Origin of the sequence: Neptuniibacter pectenicola (assembly GCF_001597735.1) — a bacterium.
Taxonomy (GTDB): Bacteria; Pseudomonadota; Gammaproteobacteria; order Pseudomonadales; family Balneatricaceae; genus Neptuniibacter; species Neptuniibacter pectenicola.
Genome location: NZ_LUTS01000011.1, coordinates 1 through 21,877, shown reverse-complemented (window position 1 = coordinate 21,877; position 21,877 = coordinate 1). Strand labels below are relative to the sequence as shown.

Annotated in this window: 21 protein-coding genes; 11 read left to right on the top strand and 10 right to left on the bottom strand. The window is 46.1% G+C overall.

Annotated features, from left to right (window positions below):
- Positions 1-61 precede the first annotated feature (61 nt).
- Positions 62-1,582 (top strand): peptidoglycan-binding domain-containing protein, encoded by a 1,521-nt coding sequence (locus A3773_RS13730; protein ID WP_082800631.1) that lies wholly within the window; start codon positions 62-64, stop codon positions 1,580-1,582.
- A gap of 91 nt (positions 1,583-1,673) precedes the next feature.
- Here A3773_RS13730 and A3773_RS13725 read toward each other — a convergent pair whose 3' ends face one another.
- Positions 1,674-2,921: a DEAD/DEAH box helicase gene (locus A3773_RS13725; protein WP_067986996.1), complete on the bottom strand. Its 1,248-nt coding sequence runs from the start codon at positions 2,919-2,921 to the stop codon at positions 1,674-1,676.
- A 27-nt stretch (positions 2,922-2,948) separates the two neighbouring features.
- The gene (locus tag A3773_RS13720) at positions 2,949-4,043 is read right to left on the bottom strand and encodes a site-2 protease family protein (protein ID WP_067986994.1); all 1,095 of its coding nucleotides are present in this window, start codon (positions 4,041-4,043) and stop codon (positions 2,949-2,951) included.
- Positions 4,044-4,152: 109 nt separating this feature from the next.
- Here A3773_RS13720 and A3773_RS13715 point away from each other — a divergent pair, with 109 nt between their 5' ends.
- The 3 genes from A3773_RS13715 to A3773_RS13705 all read left to right on the top strand — a co-directional run bounded on the left by A3773_RS13715 (position 4,153) and on the right by A3773_RS13705 (position 7,610).
- On the top strand, positions 4,153-4,716 hold the full coding sequence (locus A3773_RS13715) for a sugar O-acetyltransferase (protein ID WP_197462793.1): 564 nt from the start codon (positions 4,153-4,155) through the stop codon (positions 4,714-4,716).
- Positions 4,717-4,816: 100 nt separating this feature from the next.
- The gene (gene arfA, locus A3773_RS13710; RefSeq protein ID WP_067986990.1) at positions 4,817-5,029 is read left to right on the top strand and encodes an alternative ribosome rescue factor ArfA; all 213 of its coding nucleotides are present in this window, start codon (positions 4,817-4,819) and stop codon (positions 5,027-5,029) included.
- A gap of 406 nt (positions 5,030-5,435) precedes the next feature.
- Positions 5,436-7,610, top strand: coding sequence for a glutamine synthetase III family protein (locus tag A3773_RS13705; protein ID WP_067986988.1), 2,175 nt, complete (start codon positions 5,436-5,438; stop codon positions 7,608-7,610).
- Between the two features lie 148 nt (positions 7,611-7,758).
- Here the strand turns inward: A3773_RS13705 and A3773_RS13700 are convergent, their stop codons facing one another.
- The 3 genes from A3773_RS13700 to A3773_RS13690 form a co-directional block, all read right to left on the bottom strand.
- Positions 7,759-8,691, bottom strand: coding sequence for a 5'-nucleotidase (locus A3773_RS13700; protein ID WP_067986986.1), 933 nt, complete (start codon positions 8,689-8,691; stop codon positions 7,759-7,761).
- Positions 8,692-8,756: 65 nt separating this feature from the next.
- On the bottom strand, positions 8,757-9,002 hold the full coding sequence (locus A3773_RS13695) for a hypothetical protein (RefSeq protein ID WP_067986984.1): 246 nt from the start codon (positions 9,000-9,002) through the stop codon (positions 8,757-8,759).
- Between the two features lie 94 nt (positions 9,003-9,096).
- Positions 9,097-9,678 carry a uracil-DNA glycosylase family protein gene (locus A3773_RS13690; protein ID WP_156473535.1) on the bottom strand — a complete coding sequence of 194 codons (582 nt, stop codon included), beginning with the start codon at positions 9,676-9,678 and terminating at the stop codon, positions 9,097-9,099.
- Positions 9,679-9,893: 215 nt separating this feature from the next.
- Between A3773_RS13690 and A3773_RS13685 the strand changes: the two genes are divergently transcribed.
- Positions 9,894-10,877, top strand: a complete 984-nt coding sequence (locus A3773_RS13685) for a GGDEF domain-containing protein (RefSeq protein ID WP_067986980.1) — start codon at positions 9,894-9,896, stop codon at positions 10,875-10,877.
- 207 nt (positions 10,878-11,084) lie between these two features.
- On the opposite strand, the gene A3773_RS13680 is transcribed toward A3773_RS13685, so the two are convergent.
- Entirely contained in the window at positions 11,085-11,435 is a 351-nt protein-coding gene (locus A3773_RS13680) for a DUF4870 domain-containing protein (protein ID WP_197462792.1), read from the bottom strand.
- Positions 11,436-11,672: 237 nt separating this feature from the next.
- Complete coding sequence (locus tag A3773_RS13675) at positions 11,673-13,088, bottom strand: sodium/proline symporter (RefSeq protein ID WP_067986978.1); 1,416 nt, start codon at positions 13,086-13,088, stop codon at positions 11,673-11,675.
- A 732-nt stretch (positions 13,089-13,820) separates the two neighbouring features.
- Here A3773_RS13675 and A3773_RS13670 point away from each other — a divergent pair.
- The gene (locus A3773_RS13670) at positions 13,821-15,098 is read left to right on the top strand and encodes a sensor domain-containing diguanylate cyclase (RefSeq protein WP_197462791.1); all 1,278 of its coding nucleotides are present in this window, start codon (positions 13,821-13,823) and stop codon (positions 15,096-15,098) included.
- 64 nt (positions 15,099-15,162) lie between these two features.
- Here A3773_RS13670 and A3773_RS13665 read toward each other — a convergent pair whose 3' ends face one another.
- On the bottom strand, positions 15,163-16,815 hold the full coding sequence (locus A3773_RS13665) for a sensor domain-containing diguanylate cyclase (protein WP_067986974.1): 1,653 nt from the start codon (positions 16,813-16,815) through the stop codon (positions 15,163-15,165).
- 582 nt (positions 16,816-17,397) lie between these two features.
- Between A3773_RS13665 and A3773_RS13660 the strand changes: the two genes are divergently transcribed.
- The 4 genes from A3773_RS13660 to A3773_RS13645 are packed head-to-tail and all read left to right on the top strand — an operon-like array spanning position 17,398 to position 20,259.
- Positions 17,398-18,417, top strand: coding sequence for an ABC transporter substrate-binding protein (locus tag A3773_RS13660; protein ID WP_067986973.1), 1,020 nt, complete (start codon positions 17,398-17,400; stop codon positions 18,415-18,417).
- Positions 18,418-18,426: 9 nt separating this feature from the next.
- The gene (locus A3773_RS13655; RefSeq protein ID WP_082800630.1) at positions 18,427-19,209 is read left to right on the top strand and encodes an ABC transporter permease; all 783 of its coding nucleotides are present in this window, start codon (positions 18,427-18,429) and stop codon (positions 19,207-19,209) included.
- Entirely contained in the window at positions 19,194-19,925 is a 732-nt protein-coding gene (locus A3773_RS13650; protein ID WP_067986970.1) for an ABC transporter ATP-binding protein, read from the top strand. Before A3773_RS13655 ends, A3773_RS13650 begins: the two co-directional genes overlap by 16 nt.
- A gap of 31 nt (positions 19,926-19,956) precedes the next feature.
- A complete protein-coding gene (locus A3773_RS13645) occupies positions 19,957-20,259 on the top strand; it encodes a DsrE family protein (protein WP_067986968.1) in 303 nt (100 codons plus the stop codon).
- Between the two features lie 52 nt (positions 20,260-20,311).
- Here the strand turns inward: A3773_RS13645 and A3773_RS13640 are convergent, their stop codons facing one another.
- On the bottom strand, positions 20,312-20,581 hold the full coding sequence (locus tag A3773_RS13640) for a hypothetical protein (protein ID WP_067986966.1): 270 nt from the start codon (positions 20,579-20,581) through the stop codon (positions 20,312-20,314).
- A 100-nt stretch (positions 20,582-20,681) separates the two neighbouring features.
- On the bottom strand, positions 20,682-21,011 hold the full coding sequence (locus A3773_RS13635) for a hypothetical protein (RefSeq protein WP_067986964.1): 330 nt from the start codon (positions 21,009-21,011) through the stop codon (positions 20,682-20,684).
- Positions 21,012-21,389: 378 nt separating this feature from the next.
- Between A3773_RS13635 and A3773_RS18380 the strand changes: the two genes are divergently transcribed.
- Positions 21,390-21,566, top strand: a complete 177-nt coding sequence (locus A3773_RS18380) for a hypothetical protein (RefSeq protein WP_156473534.1) — start codon at positions 21,390-21,392, stop codon at positions 21,564-21,566.
- Positions 21,567-21,877 lie beyond the last annotated feature (311 nt).

The window sequence follows — 21,877 nt, the reverse complement described above, 5'->3', positions numbered from 1 at the left end:
CTTAAGTTTCACGCTCTAGAATACCCTACATCACACTTGTAAACCCTATCCAGGAGGAACCATGGTTATCACAAGTAAAGGTATAATCAAGCTCAGCGTCATCTCTAGTGCTATTTTGTTAGCTGCATGTAGCGGAACCACCCCACAAGTTCAATCTTCTCCATTCTCAGCAGCAGAATTAGAACAGAGAAACAAAGAACTTGTTGAACGCGAAAAAGCCGTAGCGAAACGTGAAGCTGAAAACCAGCAAGCGCCAGACGGTTCCGAACTACTTCCCCCTAATGCTAAACCCGGTGAATGTTATGCCCGCGTTTGGGTAGAACCAACATACCAAAACTATACTGAAACACTGCTTGTTAAAGACGCAAGCGAACAGGTTTACATCACACCGGCATCGTATAAAAAGGTGACAGAGCAAGTTCTTGTTCAACCGGCAAGCTATAAGATGGTTGCTGTGCCTGCACAATACGAAACCGTTACCGAGCAAAAGCTGGTTAAAGAAGCCAGCACTCAATGGTTGATCGACCTACAGAAAGGCAGCGCGCCCGCCAGTAAAGATCTTCTTAATGCAGCAAGCGAACATGGTATTGACCTAGCAGCAGCACAGCCGGGCATGTGTTTCCATGAGCATTTCCTTCCTGCAAAATTTGAGCAAGTTAATGAACCGGTTCTTATCCAAGAAGAGTATGAAGTGGTCACCACTCAACCTGCCGAGTTCCGCTGGGTTGAAAAAACCGTACTGGTGAAAGAAGCCAGCACACGTATTGAAGAGATCCCTGCTCAATACTCAACAGTGACAGAACAAGTAGTTGATGTACCTGCCCACACGATTTGGAAAAAAGGCACAGGCCCAATCCAAAAAATCGATGCGGCCACAGGCGAGATCATGTGTCTAGTTGAAGTACCTGACACGTTCAAAACGGTCACTAAACGCGTTCTATCTTCACCGGCGGCAACTCGCACGGTTGAGATCCCTGCTGTTTATGAAACCGTTCGGGTACAAGAACTTGTCTCTGAAGCAAAAGAGATGCGTAAAACAGTCCCAGCTAAATACAAAGATGTGCCTGTCACTAAAAAAGTCAGCGATGTTGCATTTGTATGGCATGAAGTACACAACCATGAACACCCTAAAGCAACACGTACAGGCAATAAGATCTGTTTAACTGAGCAACCTGCCCAGTATAAAACGATCAAACGTACTTTAGTGGCAACGCCAGCAACGACTCAGAAAGTTGAGATCCCTGCGAAATACGAAACGGTTACCGTGACAAAACTGGCTTCGGCAGCAAGTGAAAGCCGTACCGAAATCCCAGCAGAGTACGAAACCGTTTCATTAAGCAAAATAGATCAAGATGGCTATATGGAATGGCGCTCGATTCTTTGTGAAACAAACATGACGCGTACAACCATCATGGATATTCAGCGTGCATTGGCTGCCAAAGGCTATAACCCAGGTAAGATCGATGGGGTTGTCGGACGTGAAACGATGAATGCGGTTAATGATTTCCAGCGTGACAATCAGTTACCAACGGATAAATACATTAATATCAAAACAGTAAAAGCGCTTAACGTTTCGATCTAAGAAACCTAAGCCCTCCTTAGCTGGAACCAAAGCGTCTACAAGCGATTAGCTGTCATCTTGTAGGCGCTTTTTCTGTAATAGCCAAACCCACTTAACGCTTACCTAACGCCCTTTTTTTAGCTCTACGCTTCTGCGCCGTTTTTGAGTTTTTACGTCCCGCTTCTATCACTCGGGTAAGGTCAGGCTCAAACCCCTCTAACCATTGCTGCGGCAAACGCGTATCCAGCAGCACCTCAATCTCTTCTAGCAGGTAGTTTTCTTCCTCTATGAGCAACGTAACGGCTTTACCTTGATGCCCTGCTCGCCCCGTTCGACCAATACGGTGTACATAATCCTCGGGCTTATAAGGCACCTCAAAATTAATCACCGCTTCTAACTGCTGTATATCGATGCCCCGAGCAGCCACATCGGTTGCAACCAATACATTGACCGCTCCCTGTTTAAACTCTTCCAACGCTTGCTCACGACTGGTTTGGGGGCGGTCCGCATGTATCGCCTCAGCTCGCAGCCCGGTAAGCGATAACGCCGCGGCAATTTGATCAGCGCCCAGCTTCGTTCGACTGAAGATCAAAACCTGCTGCCAGCCCTCTTTGCCAATAAGGTGAGACACCAACGCCACTTTACGTTCAGGATCACAGTTATAAACAACCTGCGCCACATCCAGCGACGTACTATTACGCTGATCAACCTCAATCAACTCAGGCTTACTTAATAAGTGTTTACTAAATTTATAGATATTGTCATTCAAGGTTGCGGAGAACAGTAAGGTTTGTCGGGTTTTAACCTCAGGCGTAGATTTAGGCAGCTTGCTCATCACAGCCCTAATCTCATCTTTAAACCCCATATCCAGCATCCGATCCGCTTCATCAAACACTAATACGTCAATACTGGACAGATTAACTGCACGCTTTTTACTAAGGTCAAGTAAGCGCCCAGGTGTCGCAACAAGCAGGTCAATTCCCTTATTAATCTGATCGATTTGCGGTTTTATACCCACACCGCCGTATACCACAGCGGACCTGAAATCACTGCCTTTCGCATAGGTTTTAAAGCTATCATTCACCTGTTGCGCCAGTTCCCGCGTCGGCACCAACACCAGTGTCGTTAACCGTTTCTTCGTTTCACCGGCCGCCACCCCATGATGACTCATGATTTTATGTAACAACGGCAAAGCAAACGCAGCGGTTTTACCGGTCCCCGTTCTTGCTCCAGCCAACAGGTCGCAGCCTGACATAATGACAGGAATCGCTGCTGATTGAATCGGCGTTGGCGCGCTATAGCCAGCCCTCTCAACCCCTTCGACAATTAATGGATTAAGATTAAATCCTGTAAAATTCACTCAATTACCATCCACCGGTTAGGTTTATTAACTACCCAAGATCTTCATAGGTAGTGCAAGGGCTTGATTATCGCCCTGCGCCAACACCCATATCACTGCGCATAAGCTGCCGACCGTACCAAAATACCAGAGAGCCGACACCAGCTGACCATAACGATCAAGCGGCAGCAGATCACTCACATGACGCCCTCGCCACTCAAAGACAATCTCAAGACTTCCGATCGCCAGCAAAAAGCCCAGCAAGGTCAAATTAAAATAGTAGCTCAGCACCACACCAGTAACAGCACCGAGCACACAACACACTAGGCCAATGACTGAATTCACAGAAAAGGCGATGCTCTTTAAAATGTGCCCGCCATCAAGGGGTAAAACAGGCAAAAGATTAAATAAGTTTAATAGCGCATTAAAGGCGGCCAACCCCGCAAAAAGCTCTATATCAGTCAGCCAATAAACGACGAGACAAGCACAGGAGAGTAACAGCCCGAAAAAAGGCCCCATAATTGAGATATAGACATCCTGCCAACGGGTATTAATACGGTCATCTGACAGGGCTAAGCCCCCTACAAACGGAATCAAATAGATCCCTTTTGTTTTCAAACCAAAACGCTTCATCGCACGAATATGCCCATACTCGTGGAACACTAAACAAAGTATCAGGGCGATCGCAAACTGTATCGAAAACAACCAGGTATATGCCGCCAAACTCCCTGCGGCAAAAAGCACCTTTAACACTTTAGCGCTTTTAAATAACTTTAATGCTAACGAGCCAAGGCCCAATAAACTCAACTTATTCGGCCGTTTAGGACGATGCTCAATCACCTGAGTTTCTATATCTTTCTCGCCCAACTGACCCTGACCAATCAGCTCTTCGCTTTCACCATCATTCACCAACAATGAATAGCCCAATGAAAACGGCTGCCACACCAATTCAAGTGTTAGCTCGCAATTAAGCACCCGCTCCCCAGCGGTTAGCTGAAAACAATGAACAGCGCTAGTAGAGGGATCCGCCTTAGCATCATGTTGAGACACCAACTGATTATCCCAGTACAATGCTTGCCAACCGGCCATCGATCCTTCTAAACGAAGCTCACGGCCCAAACAATCGATCTTGAGTAACTGCAAAGAAATGCTCGCTGTAACCTAATAAATAAGCGGGCATTATGTAGTATCTAGAACAAGCAAGAAAGCGCTTCAGCCTAAGTCGCCATCTAAAAAAGCCTAAGTGAATACCGTGACAAGCGAAAAACAAAAAATGCTCTCTGGTTTACCGTTTAATGCGCTGGACCCTGAACTCATCAACGAACGTAAACGCGCTAAAGCGCTATGCTTTGAATACAATCAACTGCACCCAGATCAAAAAGGTTTACGCCAACAGAAGCTAAGCAAGCTATTAGGCCGCGCAATCAAACCAACCCTTGAGCCTAATTTTCAGTGTGATTACGGTTACAACATAAGCTTAGGCCGCAACGTCTACATGAACCACAACTGCACTATATTAGATGCCGCCCCAGTTACCTTGGGTGATAACGTCATGATTGGCCCTAACGTCACTCTCAGCACAACCACACACCCACTACAGGCCTCACAACGAAAAGATGGCATCACTCAAGCAAAGGCAATTACGATTGCCGATGATGTATGGATCGGTATGGGGGTTAGCATCTTACCGGGGGTTAGCGTTGGTACAGGCGCCGTGATTGCTGCCGGTTCCGTTGTAACTAAAGATATACCTGAACACGTTGTCGTCGCTGGTGTCCCCGCCTCTTTGGTTAAGCAAATAACCGAACTAAATTAGTCTAAAAATCTTAACCACCCTCTATTTATTCATCTCACAGAGGCGTACTATCAAGCGTGCACCAATAGTGCTCATTAACGTAAAACTACTAGGAAATATCATGAAAAAACAAAAGCATACTGACCCCTATGCGTCAGGCTCAAAGGTACGCTCTTTAGATACCGGGCGAGGTACGATTCGAGATAATCACTTAGCCGCCTTAGTCACCTCACCGATCTTTAAACTACAGGTCGTTAACGCTAAAAAAGGCAAAGGCGCTTACCTTAGAAAAGGCAAACATAAAGGGCAGGAGCCCTATTTAATAGCGGTCTAGCGCGAGATCATCTCTCCGTAGGCGTTATTGAAATAGGGCTTTTGCTCCCGAACAAACCAATAAACATCAGCACATATAACACACCCATCCATTGTTACTCATGAACAGGAATAACCAGACAAAATGCAGCAGCACCCATAAAGCACCATGATGGTGCGCATTTGCTACAATCCAAAAATCATTCGCACTATTATCGTGCATCGTATTTTTAAATAATAATGTATAAGTTCTGACTAACTTCTTATTTTTGATATAAAACAATGGGTTATTAGACAAAATTAACAGTTTAAAACTATTGGTCTTAAATTTGCTTTATTAAAGATCATTAAGCACCGCTACGTCCGCTTATCTCTTAGCAGCCTGTTGCGGTCATAAAACGTATTGAATAACTTTTTGGGGTAAAACAATGAGTGGTAACGCATCAAGATTATCATCTATTCGTGCAATTAGTAGCGGCAAACCTATCGATGTAGCGATGCCAAAGCCACTAAGCAAAATTTGGGCTAGCGATGTATTCAACCTAGCTAAAATGGAAGAGGCACTATCAAAAAACGCATTTAAAGCGATGAAGAAAACCGTTCAAACGGGCTCTCCGCTAGATGCTGCTACCGCTGATGTTGTTGCCGCTGCGATGAAAGATTGGGCTATGTCTAAAGGCGCTAAGTTCTTCTCTCATATTTTTTACCCCATGACCAACGCAACCGCAGAAAAGCACGACGGCTTTATCGTGACTAATGCCGAAGGCAATGCGATTACCGAGTTTACCGGCAGCCTGCTCATTAAAGGTGAGCCTGATGGTTCTTCCTTCCCTAACGGTAGCTTACGTATCACCAATGCTGCCCGCGGGTATACCGCATGGGATCCAACCAGCCCTGCTTACATCATGAACACGCCTAACGGCGCGACATTAATGATACCTAGTGTCTTTATGTCATGGACCGGTGAAGCTTTAGATAAGAAAATCCCTCTGTTACGCTCAAATGCGGCAATGGATAAAGCGGCTAAAAAAGTGCTTTCACTTATGGGTGAAAAAAATGTCGCAACATTAAATTCTAGTTGTGGCGCCGAGCAAGAGTACTTCTTAGTTGATGAGAACTTTGCCAACAGCCGCCCTGACCTATTACTTGCGGGACGCACACTGTTCGGTGCATCGCCCGCTAAAGGTCAGCAGTTTGATGACCATTACTTCGGTGCGATCCCTGAACGTGTTCAAGTATTCATGCAAGACTTTGAAGACCAGCTCTTTAGACTCGGCATTCCAGCAAAAACACACCATAACGAAGTTGCACCCGGTCAGTTTGAAATAGCGCCTTATTTTGAAGCCGCCAACGTAGCCGCTGACCACCAGCAACTACTGATGACCATCATCAAAAATACCGCGAAAAAGCATGGCTTCCTTGCACTACTGCACGAAAAACCTTTTGCTGGTATTAATGGCTCGGGGAAACACGTCAACTGGTCTGTAGGTAACTCAACACAAGGTAATCTACTTGACCCAGGCCACACCCCTGAAGAAAATCTAAACTTCCTTCTTTTCTGTGGCGCGGTTATTCGTGGTGTGCATCTATTTGGTCCGCTACTACGTGCTGTTATTGCAACAGCGTCTAACGATCACCGTCTTGGCGCAAATGAAGCACCGCCTGCCATTCTATCGGTCTACTTAGGCGATCAGCTGGAAAAAGTCTTTAAAGACATTCAAGCTGGCGACCTTCAACCCTCCGTTTGCGGTGGTGAGATGGACCTAGGCTTGTCACAGATTCTTTCGTTTACCCGTGATCCTGGCGACCGAAACCGTACCTCACCGTTTGCCTTCACAGGCAACCGCTTTGAGTTTAGGGCGGTTGGTTCGTCACAGTCAGTTTCAGGCCCACTTGTTGCTATGAACACAATGCTTGCGGATTCCCTCGATTGGGTTGCTGGTAAGCTTGAAGCGGCACTGGATTCAGGTTTGGATCAAGCATCCGCTGTACTGTCTGTACTAAAAGACCTGATGGATGAGCACAGCAATGTTATCTTTGGTGGTGACGGCTACTCTGACGAATGGCACAAAATAGCCGTTGAAGAACGAGGGCTAAAAAACATCCCAACAACCGCTGATGCCCTACCCGCTTTCCAAGACCCAGCGATTATCGCTCTTTTTGAGAAAACAGGCGTTCTCTCACCGGTTGAGTTAGCAAGCCGCTACGAAGTCTATTCAGAGCAATATATTTTATCGATCGAAGTTGAAGCGAAGCTTGTCATCGATATGGCAACGACCTCCATCTACCCAGCAGCAGCGACGTACCTTTCAGAGCTAACGTCTGCTATTGCATCCGCGTCTAGCGTGGGTGTATCCCTCGATAACAGCCTTGCTCAAAAAGTGGCAACGACTGCCGATGCGATGATGGCCGATGTTACAGCACTCTCCGCTGCGATTGCTCAGCACGACTTCCCAACAGTAGAAGACCATATGAAGTTCTGTGCTAACGAAATACGCACGCTTATGGACAGTGTAAGAACCCATGCGGACCTACTAGAAACAATGGTTGCAGATAACGTTTGGCCTTTACCGAAATATTCGGAAATGCTATTTATTAAATAATCTGTTTGCTAAAGCAGTTATAACAAGGCCGCATTGATGCGGCCTTTTTTATTGCTCTAACAAAAAGCTCTCACGCCGTGCCTATGACCATAAGGCAACACATACACGCCTTAATGCCATTGCCCTAGCGTAGACTCTGCGTACAGGTTTACTCCGCTTTTGCGTTGGCGATGCCAAACGGGATATGGACCATAGGGATATCCCCCGCTTCCGACGCTAAATGGCTACGCTGATCATCAAAAAACATATGGGGTTTTAAGCGCGATAGAATCCGCTCCTTCGACATTCCCCCTAAGAAAAAAACCTCATTTGCACTCACGCCCCAATCTTCCAAGGTTGTTATCACCCGTTCATGGGCTGGAGCGCTGCGCGCCGTAACAATGGCGGTCGTTAGGATGCGTTGATACTCTCGATCTCGCTCCATCTCTTTATCTTCCAACGCCTGCAAAAAAGATAACTTTTTAAACAGATCAGCCAAAGGCCCCGGCTGGTGTGGAATATCGGACTTTTCAACTTCGTAGCTGTAAAACCCGGGTAAGTCACCGCCTTTAAAGACCGCTTCCGCTTCATCATCGGCAATCACCCCATCAAAGTCGAATGCGATGCGAAGCTCTGCATGGTCATCATCCTTAATCCGTTTACTAGGCAAAACCACCCCACCGGGATAGCCCGAATCGATCGCGTTTTGCACATCTTCCGCATTGGCCGATAAGAAGAGCGATGCATTAAAAGCAGGGATATATTCGTAAGGGGATTTACCCTCCATAAACGCCGCGCGGGATATATCGAGTCCGTAATGCTGAATAGAGCGGAAAACCCGTTTTCCGGTGGCGGCAGAGTTTCTCGATAACAAAACCACTTCAACGGGCTCTTTATCGGGAAAACGCTGATTAATCTGTAAAAACCGTTTAATAAATGGAAACGCTACACCCTTTTCGAGCACTTTATCGAGGTTTCTTTTTTGGAACTCTTTATAGGCCTTAGGCCCTTGCTCAACAAAGACCGCATGGGATTCGGACAGATCAAATAAGGCGCTGGAAGAGACCGCAACCACCAGCTTCTTTTCTATAGGGTATGACATATCACTCCTTTTATAATAAATCCTAGCGCCACATCACCGTCTTCAACCCGCCACAAAAGCACAGATTAAGGCGTCAGTATGCGAAAGCGTGTCCCCCAGATATCGCAGATCTCTTGTAGCTCATTCATAGCCGACACTGAAGCCACGTTACCCTGAACACTGCTCGCCACAACAGGCTCCAAAAGCGTCACCTGCAAACATGACTCATGGATCGCAACATGCTTATAGTTCGGCAGCCCCTGTATACGCAAGAAAAAGATGTTTTCATCCTCTTCGCATTTAAAAACCGGCGCGCTTATCTCAATCAGCATCAAAACAACCTAGGTTTCATTCGTAACAACAAAGCACAAGGAGACTAAAAGATTATCACCTTTAAGACTCACCACATATCTATCATCTAGCCCATTATTTCGCGAGCACCTCTGCGACCCTCGCTTTAAGCTTAGGTAACAGGTCTACCTCAAACCACGGGTTATTCAACAACCAACGATTATTACGCGGGCTGGGATGCGGCAGGGGTACGACTGTGGGCCAGCAATCCTCCCATGCTTGCACATGCGCAGTGACAGAACGGCGCTCTGACGGAAAGTGGTACGCCATCGCATACTGACCAATCACAATCGTTAGCTCCACCTTCTTTAAGCAACCCAGTAATCGCTCTCGCCACGCTAATGCACATTCAGGGCGTGGCGGTAAATCGCCCGAGAGGCCTTTCCCAGGGTAACAAAACCCCATGGGCAAAATAGCAAATTTCTTTGGATCATAAAACGCGTCACGCGAACCCCCTAACCAAGCCCGTAAGCGGTTACCGCTCGCATCATCAAATGGTATCCCTGATGCGTGTGCTCGCTTTCCCGGCGCCTGCCCTACAATCAATATACGCGACTCAGGATCTAGCTGAAGCACTGGGCGCGGCTCTAAAGGAAGGCTCTCACGACAACGTTCACACGCGCGCACCTCCGCCAATAATGATTCAAATCCTTTCACGACACCCTCTTTTACAGTCAATACCGCCGATAAATAAAGGCAGATACACTATAATACCCCACCTCAAGACCGCCCCATTCCCCCCCCTTACTAATAGGGGTATTAGGTCATCATTGAAGCCGACAATACTCATATTAAAACAAATAAAGATTACTGCTTGTTAATCAACCAACCTAAATAGGCATAATCATCATTTATCGCGTACGAGCAGAGCTATGATCAATCAGCTACAGGAAAAATACCAACTATCGTTATTGTTGCTACTCGGCTCCGTAGCCATGTTCGGTATTTTACCCTTTGTCGCTATACGTTACGCCGAAGGCAACACCTCAGCAGTAATCATAGATATAATGCTGATACTAGGCATCGTCGCCTTAGTCGGGTACGCCTATTACTCCAAAAGAATACGCCTGATCAGCGCAGTTACCGCGTTATTTATTAACGTTGGGGTCGTTATCGTTGTCATTGCGAACGGGTTCGAGAGCTTTTTCTGGGTCTATCCCGTTTTTGCCAGCACCTTTATTCTCATCAAGCCGATTGAGGCCCTCTGTCTGAACATCATTGCGGGCGTTTCGCTAATCGTTTTATCCGACATTTTTAACACCGTCTCGCTCGCCTCCTATGTGATAACAATCACAATGCTATCAATGAGTACCTTTGTTTATGCCAGCCACAGCGCAAAACAGTTCCGCTTACTAGAAACCCTCAATACCGTTGACCCCTTAACCGGTGCATTTAACCGCCGCGCCATGAATACCGATATTCAAGCAGCCCTCGCCAACGCCAAGCGGAACGGCACTCAACCGCTTTTAGCCATTTTAGATTTAGACTACTTTAAAAAAGTAAACGACCAATATGGCCACGGTGTGGGTGACCAAGTCCTCAAAGACTTCGTTGCGATTACCACCTCACATATCCGTAACTATGATCGACTGTACCGGTTTGGTGGAGAAGAATTTGTCCTGTTAATCCCTTGGATTAGTGATGACCAACATACGAGCTTTATTGAAAATCTAAGAACCGCCATCAAAAAGGAGTTAACAACACCGGATGGCAAAGGCATCACCGTATCCTTTGGTGTTACGCCTTGGCAACCAAAGGCCACTATAGACACATGGCTCCAGCGTGCAGATGAAGCACTCTATCAAGCTAAAGAGCAAGGCCGAGACTGTGCGGTGTTCAGCAACAAAGAGCGCTAAGGAGGCCTTAGGTAGCCCATATATAGCCCATATATAGCCCCTATGTAGTCCTTATGTCTATAAACACTCTAATCTACTGTGATTATTCAGCACGCTAAAAAAAAGGCCTCGCGAACGAGACCCTCTACCTATCTTACTCTGTGTAATGTAATGAAGCGCCGATCAAAACAGCCTCTTCAGTACACTCAATACCTAAAAACCCTAACCCTATTTAATTAACCGAATCGCAAAAGGCACACGAAAACGATTACCTTTTGAGGTTGAAACCGCGCCCATAATACAAAAAACAAGATGGCATAGACCAATAACAGGAAACAGCACGACACCGATAGCAATAAAGCTCAAAATAAACGCCGCGGCATAGGCAATCATGACCGTTATCGACCAGTTTAATGACTCTTTAGACTGATCCTGAACATAGGCATCATCCGTTTTTATCACATACAGAATCAAACCGGGGATAAACCCCAAAAAGAATGTTCCAATCCATGACAGTAACGCCATATTTTTTGAATCTTGCGTTACTTCGTTTAGGTCGGGCATAAGCTCATTACTCATTACAACGCCTCAGTTATTAAGATTTTACGCTGATCAATAGGCCGTCATCACACTACCCCTGAGACGACCCTGCTACCAACGATAATACTATAATCTATTTAACCCTTACACGCCCAGAATAACACCCTGCCATTTTAGCTTGGGACAGGCACCCTTCATTCCCTTCATTTTCTTAATTCACCCCAAAACAAAACGGTGCCTGTCCCTCTTTTTACCTAACTAACCTTAGCCCCTTGGCTAAAGGGTCGACTCAGCCCCTTTTGCAGGGCCTACCAGCTTACATAAGCTATAAACCACAAAGCCTGTCAGTATGCCCGGCGCAACACTATACATCGCGCCTCCCCACCCCATCTGCTGCCATAAAAGAAAGACTCCAACGCCCGCAATAACCATGCTAATGGATACCGGCTGTGGGATACGCTTGCCAAAGGCCTGTAACACGACCAGCGGCGCAAAAGCTGAGCCGAGCAAACCCCACGCATCAAGCACGAGAGAAAAGACCGACTCTGCACCGGTTAACGCAATAATCACAGCGACCGTAATGACACCTGCTGTAGTCAGCTTAGCGGCCCAGAGTGAATGTATCTTCCCCGGTAGCCGTACAAAGTCACGGGTAACCGCAGCGGAACATGAAAGCACAAGAGAATCAGCCGTAGACAAGGTCGCAGCAAACAGCGCAGCAAGCACCATACCCGCCAATACATCAGGTAGAACCAACTGCGCCATCGTCGGCAAAGCAAGCTCAGAATCAAAGTTAGCACTCTCAGGAAAGGTAATACGGCTTAACAAACCAACCATAATAGTGGCCCCGTAAAATAGCGTGAACCAGCCATAGTAGTAAAAGCGCATGCGCTTAATCTCCGACTCACCCTTTAAGCTGATAAAACGAACCACAACATGGGGCTGACCAATCACCGCAAATCCACCAAAAACCCAGCCGGCAATAAACAGTACGATGCCAATCCAGTCTTTATCGGGAAACCATCCCAGAAAATCCACATTAACCCGGTCCATTTTATCCAAGGCCAATGTCCACCCTCCTGCCAACTCAATGCCCCCAGCAATCAACATAGTCATGCCCACTAACATAACAATGGACTGAGCAGCGTCCGTCCAGATCGAGGCGCGCAAACCTCCTGCGGCGCTATATAACAAGACAATACCCGCGCTGATTAAGATACCCCACGTCGGGTCCCACTCCAGCAATACCGATGTCGCTTTACTGCCGGCCTTAAACTGGGCAGCCGCATAGAGCGTAAGAAAGAAAAGCGTCAGCACACCCACCAAACGGCGTAACCCATGATTCTCACCCCCATGCCAATGTGCCAACAGCTCACCATAGGAATGTACATTGTTTGCGCGTGAAGCCGCGTGCAGGGGTTTCAACGTTAACAGTGAGGCCATCAAGTCACCGGCGATCCAGCCCAGCATCAACCAGATAGAAGACAACCCTGTCGCATAAGTCAGCCCAATCATGCCGATAAACATAAAACCGCTGTTGTTTGTTGCCACCGCAGAAAGCCCCGCAAGCCAAGCGGGTATAGATTTACCGGCAACAAGATAATCTTCCGTTGTTTTTCGGCTTTTGAGCATAGAAGAGAGCCCAATCGCTAGAAATAAAAGTAATGAACAGAGGAAGCTGATTTCAATCATGAATCCCCTCCTCTATGGGCCGATGCTTTATATTTTTTACGCACAGGAGGGTTATGAAAAGCGAAATTATCAGTCAGGCGGGTTAAAGTCATTTTCATATAGGTATCCTCCGTAGATGCGTTTTCAGACATCAACGGTACAGCACCCTAGAATAAATGCCCAATGTCTAAGTGATATGTTGCAACTTCGGCGCTATTAGAAAGGGCTTTTTAGGAGGAGCTTAGAACATATCTCGCAATAGAATGGTTCCGTTTATTACCCCAAACAAGGAACGGACATCTACCTTCTTTATTCGCTCACGGGGTGAGCGCCTACAGGCGATTTTTGCTGTGCGTACTGCTGAGTTAAAAGCGCATCGCCCCCGCTGATTTAACCTCACATAGCTTATGTAAAAAGAAAAACCTGGCCGCGCGGATGGTTGATCCTTATGCGTGTTTTTATGGACTTATAACCATAAGCCGCCTAAAATTAGCACCATAATAGCCCGTTAAATGGCACACAAACATAAAGAAAACCCCACGCTTAATCCCTATTAAAAACAAGGGTTTCTCCTTGGCCAATCATTGAGACTAGGTAGTAATTAAATACAGGCAAATAATGAAAAAGAGATTATTTATTTATTACTTTATTTTTACTATCAGTACAGCCTCTTTTTTTGGTATTTTTCTATACCATTCATACTCTCAAGAAAAAAACCTAGCTAAAAAAAACATTACCCTAACAAGCCTTCTAATGAGTGAGTGGATAAAAGGTGCTTTTAATGCGTCTGATTACATCTTACGAGATATTATCGATAACGTTCCAACAACCGCATTAACCTACCCCACAAACGATCCCATTGAACATGCTCGTATTTCACAGTTAATAGAAAAAAAACGTCAAACCTTACCTTACTCAAATGGTGTCGGGCTAAACGATAATAAATGCATTATGACTCACACCCCAGCAGAAGTAGGGTTTGATGCTAGCCAACGTGAATGGTGCTATGTGCCGATGAAAAACCCTAAATTAGACACCTATGTTTCAAATATGTTTATGAGTAACATTGGTGAAATGATGGTTATTCAAACCCGTAAATTTCCTGATAATAAAGGGCTTGCAGGTTTAGGTCTTAATCTCAGCTTTTTCTCTCAATGGGTAAAAAAAGTGCATATTGGTCGGGGCGGTGTTGTTGCAATTTTAGATAGACATTTCAATTTACTTGCACGACAACCGGAGTCGCCACAAGCATTAGGCAAAAAAGCGGGCTCCCCTATTTTAGAACAGTTCATGACGTCACAGCTGAAAAACCAATCCTTCTCCCATACTTCGCCGCTAGATGGTACAGGCCGATTGTATAATATACGCAAAGTAGACAATCTACCCTTTGTCGTGATCGTCGGATTAGCTAATACAGACTGGTTAGCAAGTTGGTATGAACAAGTCGCTATTTCTATTTTTATCACTGCCCTATTATGGCTCATGGGCTGGTTCATCCTACGCCATTACCAAGACATCCTTGAACAGAAAACAGAGCTAGAAGAAATATCTAATAAAGACCAGTTAACTGGGCTGTATAACCGTCATATGCTCAGTAAAACATTAGAAAAAGAGTACCATCGCGCTAAACGCATGCAAGGCACATTTGAAGTCATTATCTTGGATATAGATAATTTCAAACAAGTTAATGACACGTATGGTCACAATGTGGGTGATGTTGTGCTTCAGGAGTTAGCATTACTCATGAAAAAATCGATCCGGCTTTCAGATACGTTAGGCCGCTGGGGCGGTGAAGAGTTCTTAATTATTGCCCCAATCAAAGACCATCAAAACCGGTCATCAATGGCTGAAAACCTGCGTACAAAAATAGAAGCGTATAATTTCACTACCGTCCATACGATTACAGCAAGTTTCGGTGTTACCCGTTACCAAGAGGGGGATTGCATAAATAGCTTAATAAAACGTGCTGATGATGCCCTGTACGACGTTAAAAAACAGGGTCGAAACCAAGTAGAGTTTAGGCTCTCTTAGCTATTAAATAATATTATTAATCACCTACCATATATTAAGAAACAACCTAGCTCCATTGTTACGTTTAAATTGTTGACAGCGATTCGGATCTAGCCGTTTCAGCCAGTAAGCATCGATTCCTGCCACTGCCTTTAGCCTTATATAATGCTTGGTCAGCCGCGTTAATCCACTCTTCAGCGCTTTGACCCTCGGCATAAAGCGCAACACCGATGCTAATAGTCACATGTATACCATCACCCGGTATCGTGATTTGACGTTCAACCCGCTCGCGTAGTTTCTCAGCCATTTGCAGACCAGTTACTGCATCAACACCCGGTAACAAAAGACAAAACTCCTCTCCCCCATAGCGACCAATCACATCGTAGCCTCGACAATTTTTCATCATTAGCTTGCCTAGTTCTGTCAACACGTGATCCCCGGTTTGGTGCCCCCACGTGTCATTGACACGCTTAAAGTGATCTACATCTACCATCAATAGCGTGATGGGGTGTTTAGAGCGCTGACTACGATTAAGCTCTTGCCGGAGTCGCTGCATAAAGTAACGACGACTGTAAACACCGGTAAGCATGTCTTGATGTGCAATTTCTTCTAATTGTCTATTAAGCACTCGGATCTCTTGTGTCCGCTCACCTACGGTCTCCTCAAGTTGACTCAATGCCAGGCGAATACCAAAAAAAAGAGCCAGTTCAATAATAAGAAAACCGATGATCGCGAAGACAATATTAATCCAAGTATTATGGTTCAACTCCTCTACAACGTCAGCGGCCGATTTCCAGATCATAATGCGGCCCACAGGCGTCTCGCTGCCGTCTCGCTCCCCTATATAATCTGACAGCGCAAATTCAGTTAAAGCAACAGGGCCATTTGGCAGATTAAGCAAAACCGTACGTGCTTTTTTAGACGGAGGAACCCAAGTAGTATTTGCTCGCGCTGCTAATAACGTACTCAGCTCGGGTGATGACGTCGCTTCAATAAAACAGCCACAAGGCGCTCTGCTTTCAGGCTCATCTGGACGAGACCACGTCGCATTTTCAACATTAGCCTCGTTAAGCAACACCGCAATATTGCCCCCAATAGAAGAGCCCAACGAATCAATCAAGGTTTTAAAAGAGTTCCCTACCTCCAAAGCGCCAATTTGATGTGTGGGGTGATTATCAGAAAAAACCGGCACGATGCCACGAAGGCCTGAATATACACGCCCTAGTTCAAAGCCCTGTCGAGGATCACCATCACGATTCACATCAACCACCATATGGCGAAGGTTATCCATATTGTCGCCAAACCTCTGCGGCTTATGAACACGGAGAAAACTGGTAGAGCCCGGCCCAAGATGAAAGTGCAGCTGACGAACCTGATACTTTTCCGTCATTTTAGCCCACCCTGGCGACACACTATCGTATAGCATGTCTCGTAAGCGTGCTGATTCAGCGCCTCCCGCACCTCCTCCTTCTTTCTTAACCGCTTGCACCCCTTGGGAAAATAAGTGCTGCACCTCTGTTGAGCGAGCAATAAACGTCGCAAGTTGAGACATGTTATTGAGCGTCATGGTGAATGCGACGTTAAATGATCGCTCCAGCTGCAGGCCGTCCTGACTCAAGCTCTGCTGCATGGTGCGTTTATCACTAACGTAGTTAATAGTGACAAACAGTGTATCTGCTATAAACAGCATTATAGAGAGTAGTATGAATAACCGCTTATGCGTTTTATTGATCATCATGCGCTTATATCAAACGCTATGGCACAGGGTGGTACTGATGTTTGGCTTTTTTGTTTTTTCATACAAATTAATCCGAAATTTTCAACTATCACTGTTTGCATCAACAACAGTTAACTACAAGTTGCTCGGGAAGATATCACAGGGATAGAGGCTTTGAAATTTTTTGCCGTTTGTTTTTATAGGATAGCGGCCACTCAACGGGCCAAAATATGAAAGGTCATATTATAGAGACAGGTATGTTAACCCCTTTTCCAACAATGCCTGTCCTAGGTTATTCCGCTAGGTTATTCTATTTCGCTCACAGGGTGAGCTCCTACCTCAGGCCACCCCTTTGGCCAAAATCCATCAACAACAAGACTCCGGCAATAAAAAAAGTAAAGAGCGACGCGTTAGATTGTTGAAAAATTAAGACCTGACCCCGTTTATGCATTGATATAAAATGTTCATCTACTCCTCTCCCGATCTACTCCTTTCCCATAAATAGCTTATTTCTTTATTCCAAAAAGATATTTAAATAAACTTTAATATTCTTTTGGAGCATATATAATCCATGCTCAACCTTTAATTCTCTGGAGTACTCTAATGTCCCGATTCGTGGCACTGATGACCTTGTTCTTATGTGGCTGGAGTAGTTTAGTGACTGCGGCCGACAAAAATCTTGAAATTGGCTATATGCCCATTATCCCTATTTCCCAAGCCTTTATTGTTTTGGAAGGCGACACTTTGGAAAACGCCGGCGTTAGCGATCCTAAGTTGTTCCAATTTCAAAATGGCCCCGCTATTGTGCAAGCGCTGCTAGCCGGTCAATTAGATGTTGCCTACCTTGGTATTGGACCTGCCATGGTTGCCCGTGCCAAAGGCGCAGACATTAAAGTAGTTGCCTCTAACATTGTTGAACAAATCAGCATGATCGCATTGGGCGAACTGTCTCCTTACTTTGAAAGTGGTGATGCGAAAACAGCGTTTGCCCGCTTTAAAGCAGATAAAGGCCGTAAAGCCGTTATCGCCACCTTTCCTCGAGGTTCAGTGCCAGAAACGGTATTACAATATTGGTTGCAGAACCAGTTAGGGATGAGCCGTGATGAGATTAAGCAAAATATCGATATCATTTACCAAGGCGCAGCACAGGTACAACAAGCACTAATGACCGAAGCGGTTGATGGCGCAGCTATTTTAGAGCCAGTCGTCAGCATTATTCGTGATAAAAAATCCGATGCAAAAGTCGTAGCCTCGGGCTCGGGTATGTTCCCTCATCAGCCAGGCGCTGTATTAGCCGTGCGTGAATCATTGATCAATGAGCACCCTGAAGTGGTGAAAGCGCTCGTGAAAGCACACATCGCCGCCACCGATCAACTGCGTAATGCCCCAGAGCAAGCAGCCAAAGCGGTTGGTAAATACGTGGGTGGCGGTCGTTTACCGAAACAAATTATCTTAAATGCACTGAAAAACTCACACGACCAGTTCCAAGCGGATCCGAACGCCATTATAGATGGCACGCGTACCATGCATGATTTCCAAGCCAGCCAAGGCACACTTAAAGCTAGCGTTGACCTAAACGCCCTGTTTGATGTTCGTTTTTATAACGAACTGATTAAGGAGTAATTCCACATTATGGCTTTGCAAGCTCATCCGTTAACACGCTCACGATGGGGGCGTGCTTTACTGGGAATCTTAGGGCTAGCAGCCTTTGTCCTGTTGTGGAAATACGCGCAAGCGGCAGGCTGGGCAGCGGCGGGCACCATTCCAGACCCCTTTAAACTGCCACAAGCACTGGTTGATGAATGGACATCCGAGCGTTTAATGCCCGCCGTCCTCTCAAGTTTAGTTCATTACGCCTGGGGCTTGGCGATTGGTACGTTTCTTGGTTTCTTAGTGGGTACATTAGCGGCATCTTCATCGCTGCTAGACGCATTACATGCCTTGCTCGCGCGGATTCTACGCCCCATTCCACCATTGGCGTGGGTGGTCTTTGCCATCGCTTGGTTTAAAGTAAGCCATGCTGGCGCCGCCTTCGTTATTGCCATAGGCGTATTCTGGGTAAACTACTTTGCAACCTATTCTGCCGTACGTAATGTGGACTCTCGTTTTTATGAACTGGCGCGTGCTTTTGGCCAAAATGGTCACTTACGCCAAACCTTTCAAGTAACCTTACCGGGTGCTGCCACCGGTATTTTTTCCGGTATTCGTACCGGTATCGGTCAAGCGTGGATGACCTTAATCGCCGCCGAATTGTTGGGCGTCCCCGGCATGGGGCAAGAGATGAATTCAGCGGCAGGCGTCGGTGCTTACGAAGTCGTTGTGGTTTACATGCTGATTATTTCTCTGGTTTACACCTTGAGCGATACCCTATTTGGTTTCATTGAAAAGCGAGTGTTAACATGGCGCCCATCCTAAAGATTGAAGACCTGAGTTATCACTACGGTAACAATCCTGACCCCGTGTTTGCTCATTTGAATCTTCAAATAGAAGACGGCGAGTTTATAGCCGTCGTTGGTGGTTCAGGCGTTGGTAAATCGACACTGTTACGTTGTGTCGCTGGCCTGACGTCAGCCAGTCATGGCACTATTTCACTCAACGTCGAGGAAGACGAAACTCGGCGCTCTCGTAGCGTGGTGTTTCAAGATGGTCGCCTTATGCCTTGGCGTCGATTGCGCAGCAATATAGCTTATGGGCTGACAGGGCTCAAACTGACCGCCGAAGAAAAACGCAACCGAGTCGACGACGTACTTAAACTAACTCGCCTTGACCCGTTGGCTGATCGTTGGCCACACCAGTTGTCAGGCGGCCAAGTACAACGGGGCGGCATTGCCAGAGCATTAGCCGTCAAGCCTCACTTATTGTTAATGGATGAGCCTTTCAGTGCGGTGGATGCCATTACCCGTCAGCATTTACAAGATCAGTTACTGGCGATCTGGGAACAGACGCGCAAAGCGGTGATGTTTATCACCCACGATATTGAAGAAGCGGTGTATTTAGCCGATCGAATCATTGTACTATCGGGTTCACCGGCGAACGTCGTGTTAGATAAACCCATTGATCTACCCCGTCCAAGAGATCGTGGCACAGATAGATTACAAAAAATGGCTCAAGAGATCGCGAATGCCCTTTAATTTTTAGAAGAATGCTTAGAAGGACAGCCCTATGCCCGTTACTCAATTGTTGATCCATGCACCCACAGTCGATGCATTAAAGCGCGCGCAAAACAATGCGCGCAATTTGCTTAAATTAGAACCGGATGCCCAAGTAGAAATCGTCGTCAATGGCCCCGCGATGGCCGTGGCGGTCACCTTGACAGATGAGGATATTTTAAGTCGATTGGTCATGTGTCGTAATAGCTTACAAGCACAATCCCTGACCGCTCAGGCAGACGTTAAGCTGGTGGACGCCGCTGTGCAGTATCTTGCTCATCAACAAGCCGCGGGGTGGTCTTATCTTCGCGCTTAAGACTTTCCTACCTATCTAAGGCGAGTGCAGGGCCATAGTAAAGTCTCAGCAATCAACATGCACAATGCAAGACCTGACCCTTAAGGTTCCTGAGCCAAATAATCAAGGTTGTTGGATCTGTTTCCTGAAGCCTTTTAATTTCCATAAGGCCATAAGGGATTTCAATTGAAGCTCCACCATGCGTGAATTCATGCCTATAGGCTGATGCCCTTACACCCTCGATGAAAACCTCCCATAGCGCGGGATCAATCTCTTCAACGTAGATGTCTCTCAGTGAGCCATCCGCCTCAAATTCTTCTTTGACTTCACTCCATACTTTCATATTGGTATCGTATAACGCCGCTATAAGAGGCGCGCGTTAGCGCGTCCAGTGGAGGCCGTTTTTTGGCCGGAACAATTTTTGATAGCCTTGTTAGGTGTATTTAGCTTGCAAGCCATAAACTCACCATTAACGATAACCAAGTAAGGCCATACAATATAAAACTTGGATTTTTCGATTTTATGTTTAGGTGAATAAAGAAGAGTGTGAACGCCACCCCTATTACACCTGATAAGACCCCATTTATCTGTTCACTACTAGAGCTTCCAAATATCTTTGCTGGCACAAGTGCGACCACACAGAAAACAGCCATATATATTGACCACTTAACAATCTGCTCTTGAAGAAGAGCATCAGGGTCAATGAGTTCTCCCTTTTTACTACGAAACAACTCTTTAACGATTTCTATAACTTCTCTATCTGCTTCTGTCATATTCTGACTGACACCTAACGCCAGCCAGAGGGGCAGCCAAAACGCGTAGCGGTTTGGCTGCCCCTCTGGCTGGCCTTGTTAACTTGGGAATTTCGAAAACGCATAATCGAAATCTAGCCAATACTCTTTTGATTCTGGCAGATGGGTTGGTCCTTCTTTTAGATGCGCCCGACCATTTTGGATATCGATTATGAACATCCGTAGGCCATTCACATGAATTTCGAACCACTTGTAGTCTGGGCGAGAGTCATTGTGCACGACATAGCAGCTTGGAGCTCTGATAGATATCTCGTCACCATTATTCAAGAACGTGATGTATGGAGGATGTTCGAAGTCCGCCATCTGACGGTACTCCCAATAATTCCCACGAACACTACAATGAACGGAGTAGTACTGTTCACACCCATATCTGTACGTCAATGGATGAGACTCGCCTGCTGTCATAGTCAAGGTGTACTGATCTTCCAATGGTCTGGAGTCGCGTTCGATCTTTGCATCCAAACAGTTCACACCCATTACAGCAGACGTACACCCATTCAAGCAGAACAAGCCTAGAAGAATAATTTTTTTGATTACTGGCACCATATGAAAGTTAACGCTGCGCTCTGCGGAAATTTAGGAGCGCCAGCGAGTAAGTTTTCCGTAGCAGCGCCTTGTGTACGCCCAGCATGGGCATGAACTAATGAGGTGAAAGTCCTCTGTAGGAAGGTCACCATCCATAGCGATTTATATCGTTTATTAGATGATAACTACTAGCGAATGGCAAGGGCCAACCTGCGAGGGACGGTCTAAAGGAAGCCTGACGCAAAACTGCGAGCTGATGAACAAGAACATCATATGAGGCGTAGGCTGGAGGCGAGTTGGCA

Bases quoted from the DNA above. Each gene is read 5' to 3' on its own strand.
- A3773_RS13730 (WP_082800631.1), top strand. From the start codon at position 62: ATGGTTATCACAAGTAAAGGTATAATCAAGCTCAGCGTCATCTCTAGT.
- arfA (WP_067986990.1), top strand. From the start codon at position 4,817: ATGAAAAAACAAAAGCATACTGACCCCTATGCGTCAGGCTCAAAGGTA.
- A3773_RS13705 (WP_067986988.1), top strand. From the start codon at position 5,436: ATGAGTGGTAACGCATCAAGATTATCATCTATTCGTGCAATTAGTAGC.
- A3773_RS13700 (WP_067986986.1), bottom strand. From the start codon at position 8,691: ATGTCATACCCTATAGAAAAGAAGCTGGTGGTTGCGGTCTCTTCCAGC.
- A3773_RS13695 (WP_067986984.1), bottom strand. From the start codon at position 9,002: ATGCTGATTGAGATAAGCGCGCCGGTTTTTAAATGCGAAGAGGATGAA.
- A3773_RS13685 (WP_067986980.1), top strand. From the start codon at position 9,894: ATGATCAATCAGCTACAGGAAAAATACCAACTATCGTTATTGTTGCTA.
- A3773_RS13680 (WP_197462792.1), bottom strand. From the start codon at position 11,435: ATGAGTAATGAGCTTATGCCCGACCTAAACGAAGTAACGCAAGATTCA.
- A3773_RS13675 (WP_067986978.1), bottom strand. From the start codon at position 13,088: ATGATTGAAATCAGCTTCCTCTGTTCATTACTTTTATTTCTAGCGATT.
- A3773_RS13670 (WP_197462791.1), top strand. From the start codon at position 13,821: ATGAGTGAGTGGATAAAAGGTGCTTTTAATGCGTCTGATTACATCTTA.
- A3773_RS13665 (WP_067986974.1), bottom strand. From the start codon at position 16,815: ATGATGATCAATAAAACGCATAAGCGGTTATTCATACTACTCTCTATA.
- A3773_RS13660 (WP_067986973.1), top strand. From the start codon at position 17,398: ATGTCCCGATTCGTGGCACTGATGACCTTGTTCTTATGTGGCTGGAGT.
- A3773_RS13655 (WP_082800630.1), top strand. From the start codon at position 18,427: ATGGCTTTGCAAGCTCATCCGTTAACACGCTCACGATGGGGGCGTGCT.
- A3773_RS13650 (WP_067986970.1), top strand. From the start codon at position 19,194: ATGGCGCCCATCCTAAAGATTGAAGACCTGAGTTATCACTACGGTAAC.
- A3773_RS13645 (WP_067986968.1), top strand. From the start codon at position 19,957: ATGCCCGTTACTCAATTGTTGATCCATGCACCCACAGTCGATGCATTA.
- A3773_RS13640 (WP_067986966.1), bottom strand. From the start codon at position 20,581: ATGAAAGTATGGAGTGAAGTCAAAGAAGAATTTGAGGCGGATGGCTCA.
- A3773_RS13635 (WP_067986964.1), bottom strand. From the start codon at position 21,011: ATGACAGAAGCAGATAGAGAAGTTATAGAAATCGTTAAAGAGTTGTTT.
- A3773_RS18380 (WP_156473534.1), top strand. From the start codon at position 21,390: ATGAACGGAGTAGTACTGTTCACACCCATATCTGTACGTCAATGGATG.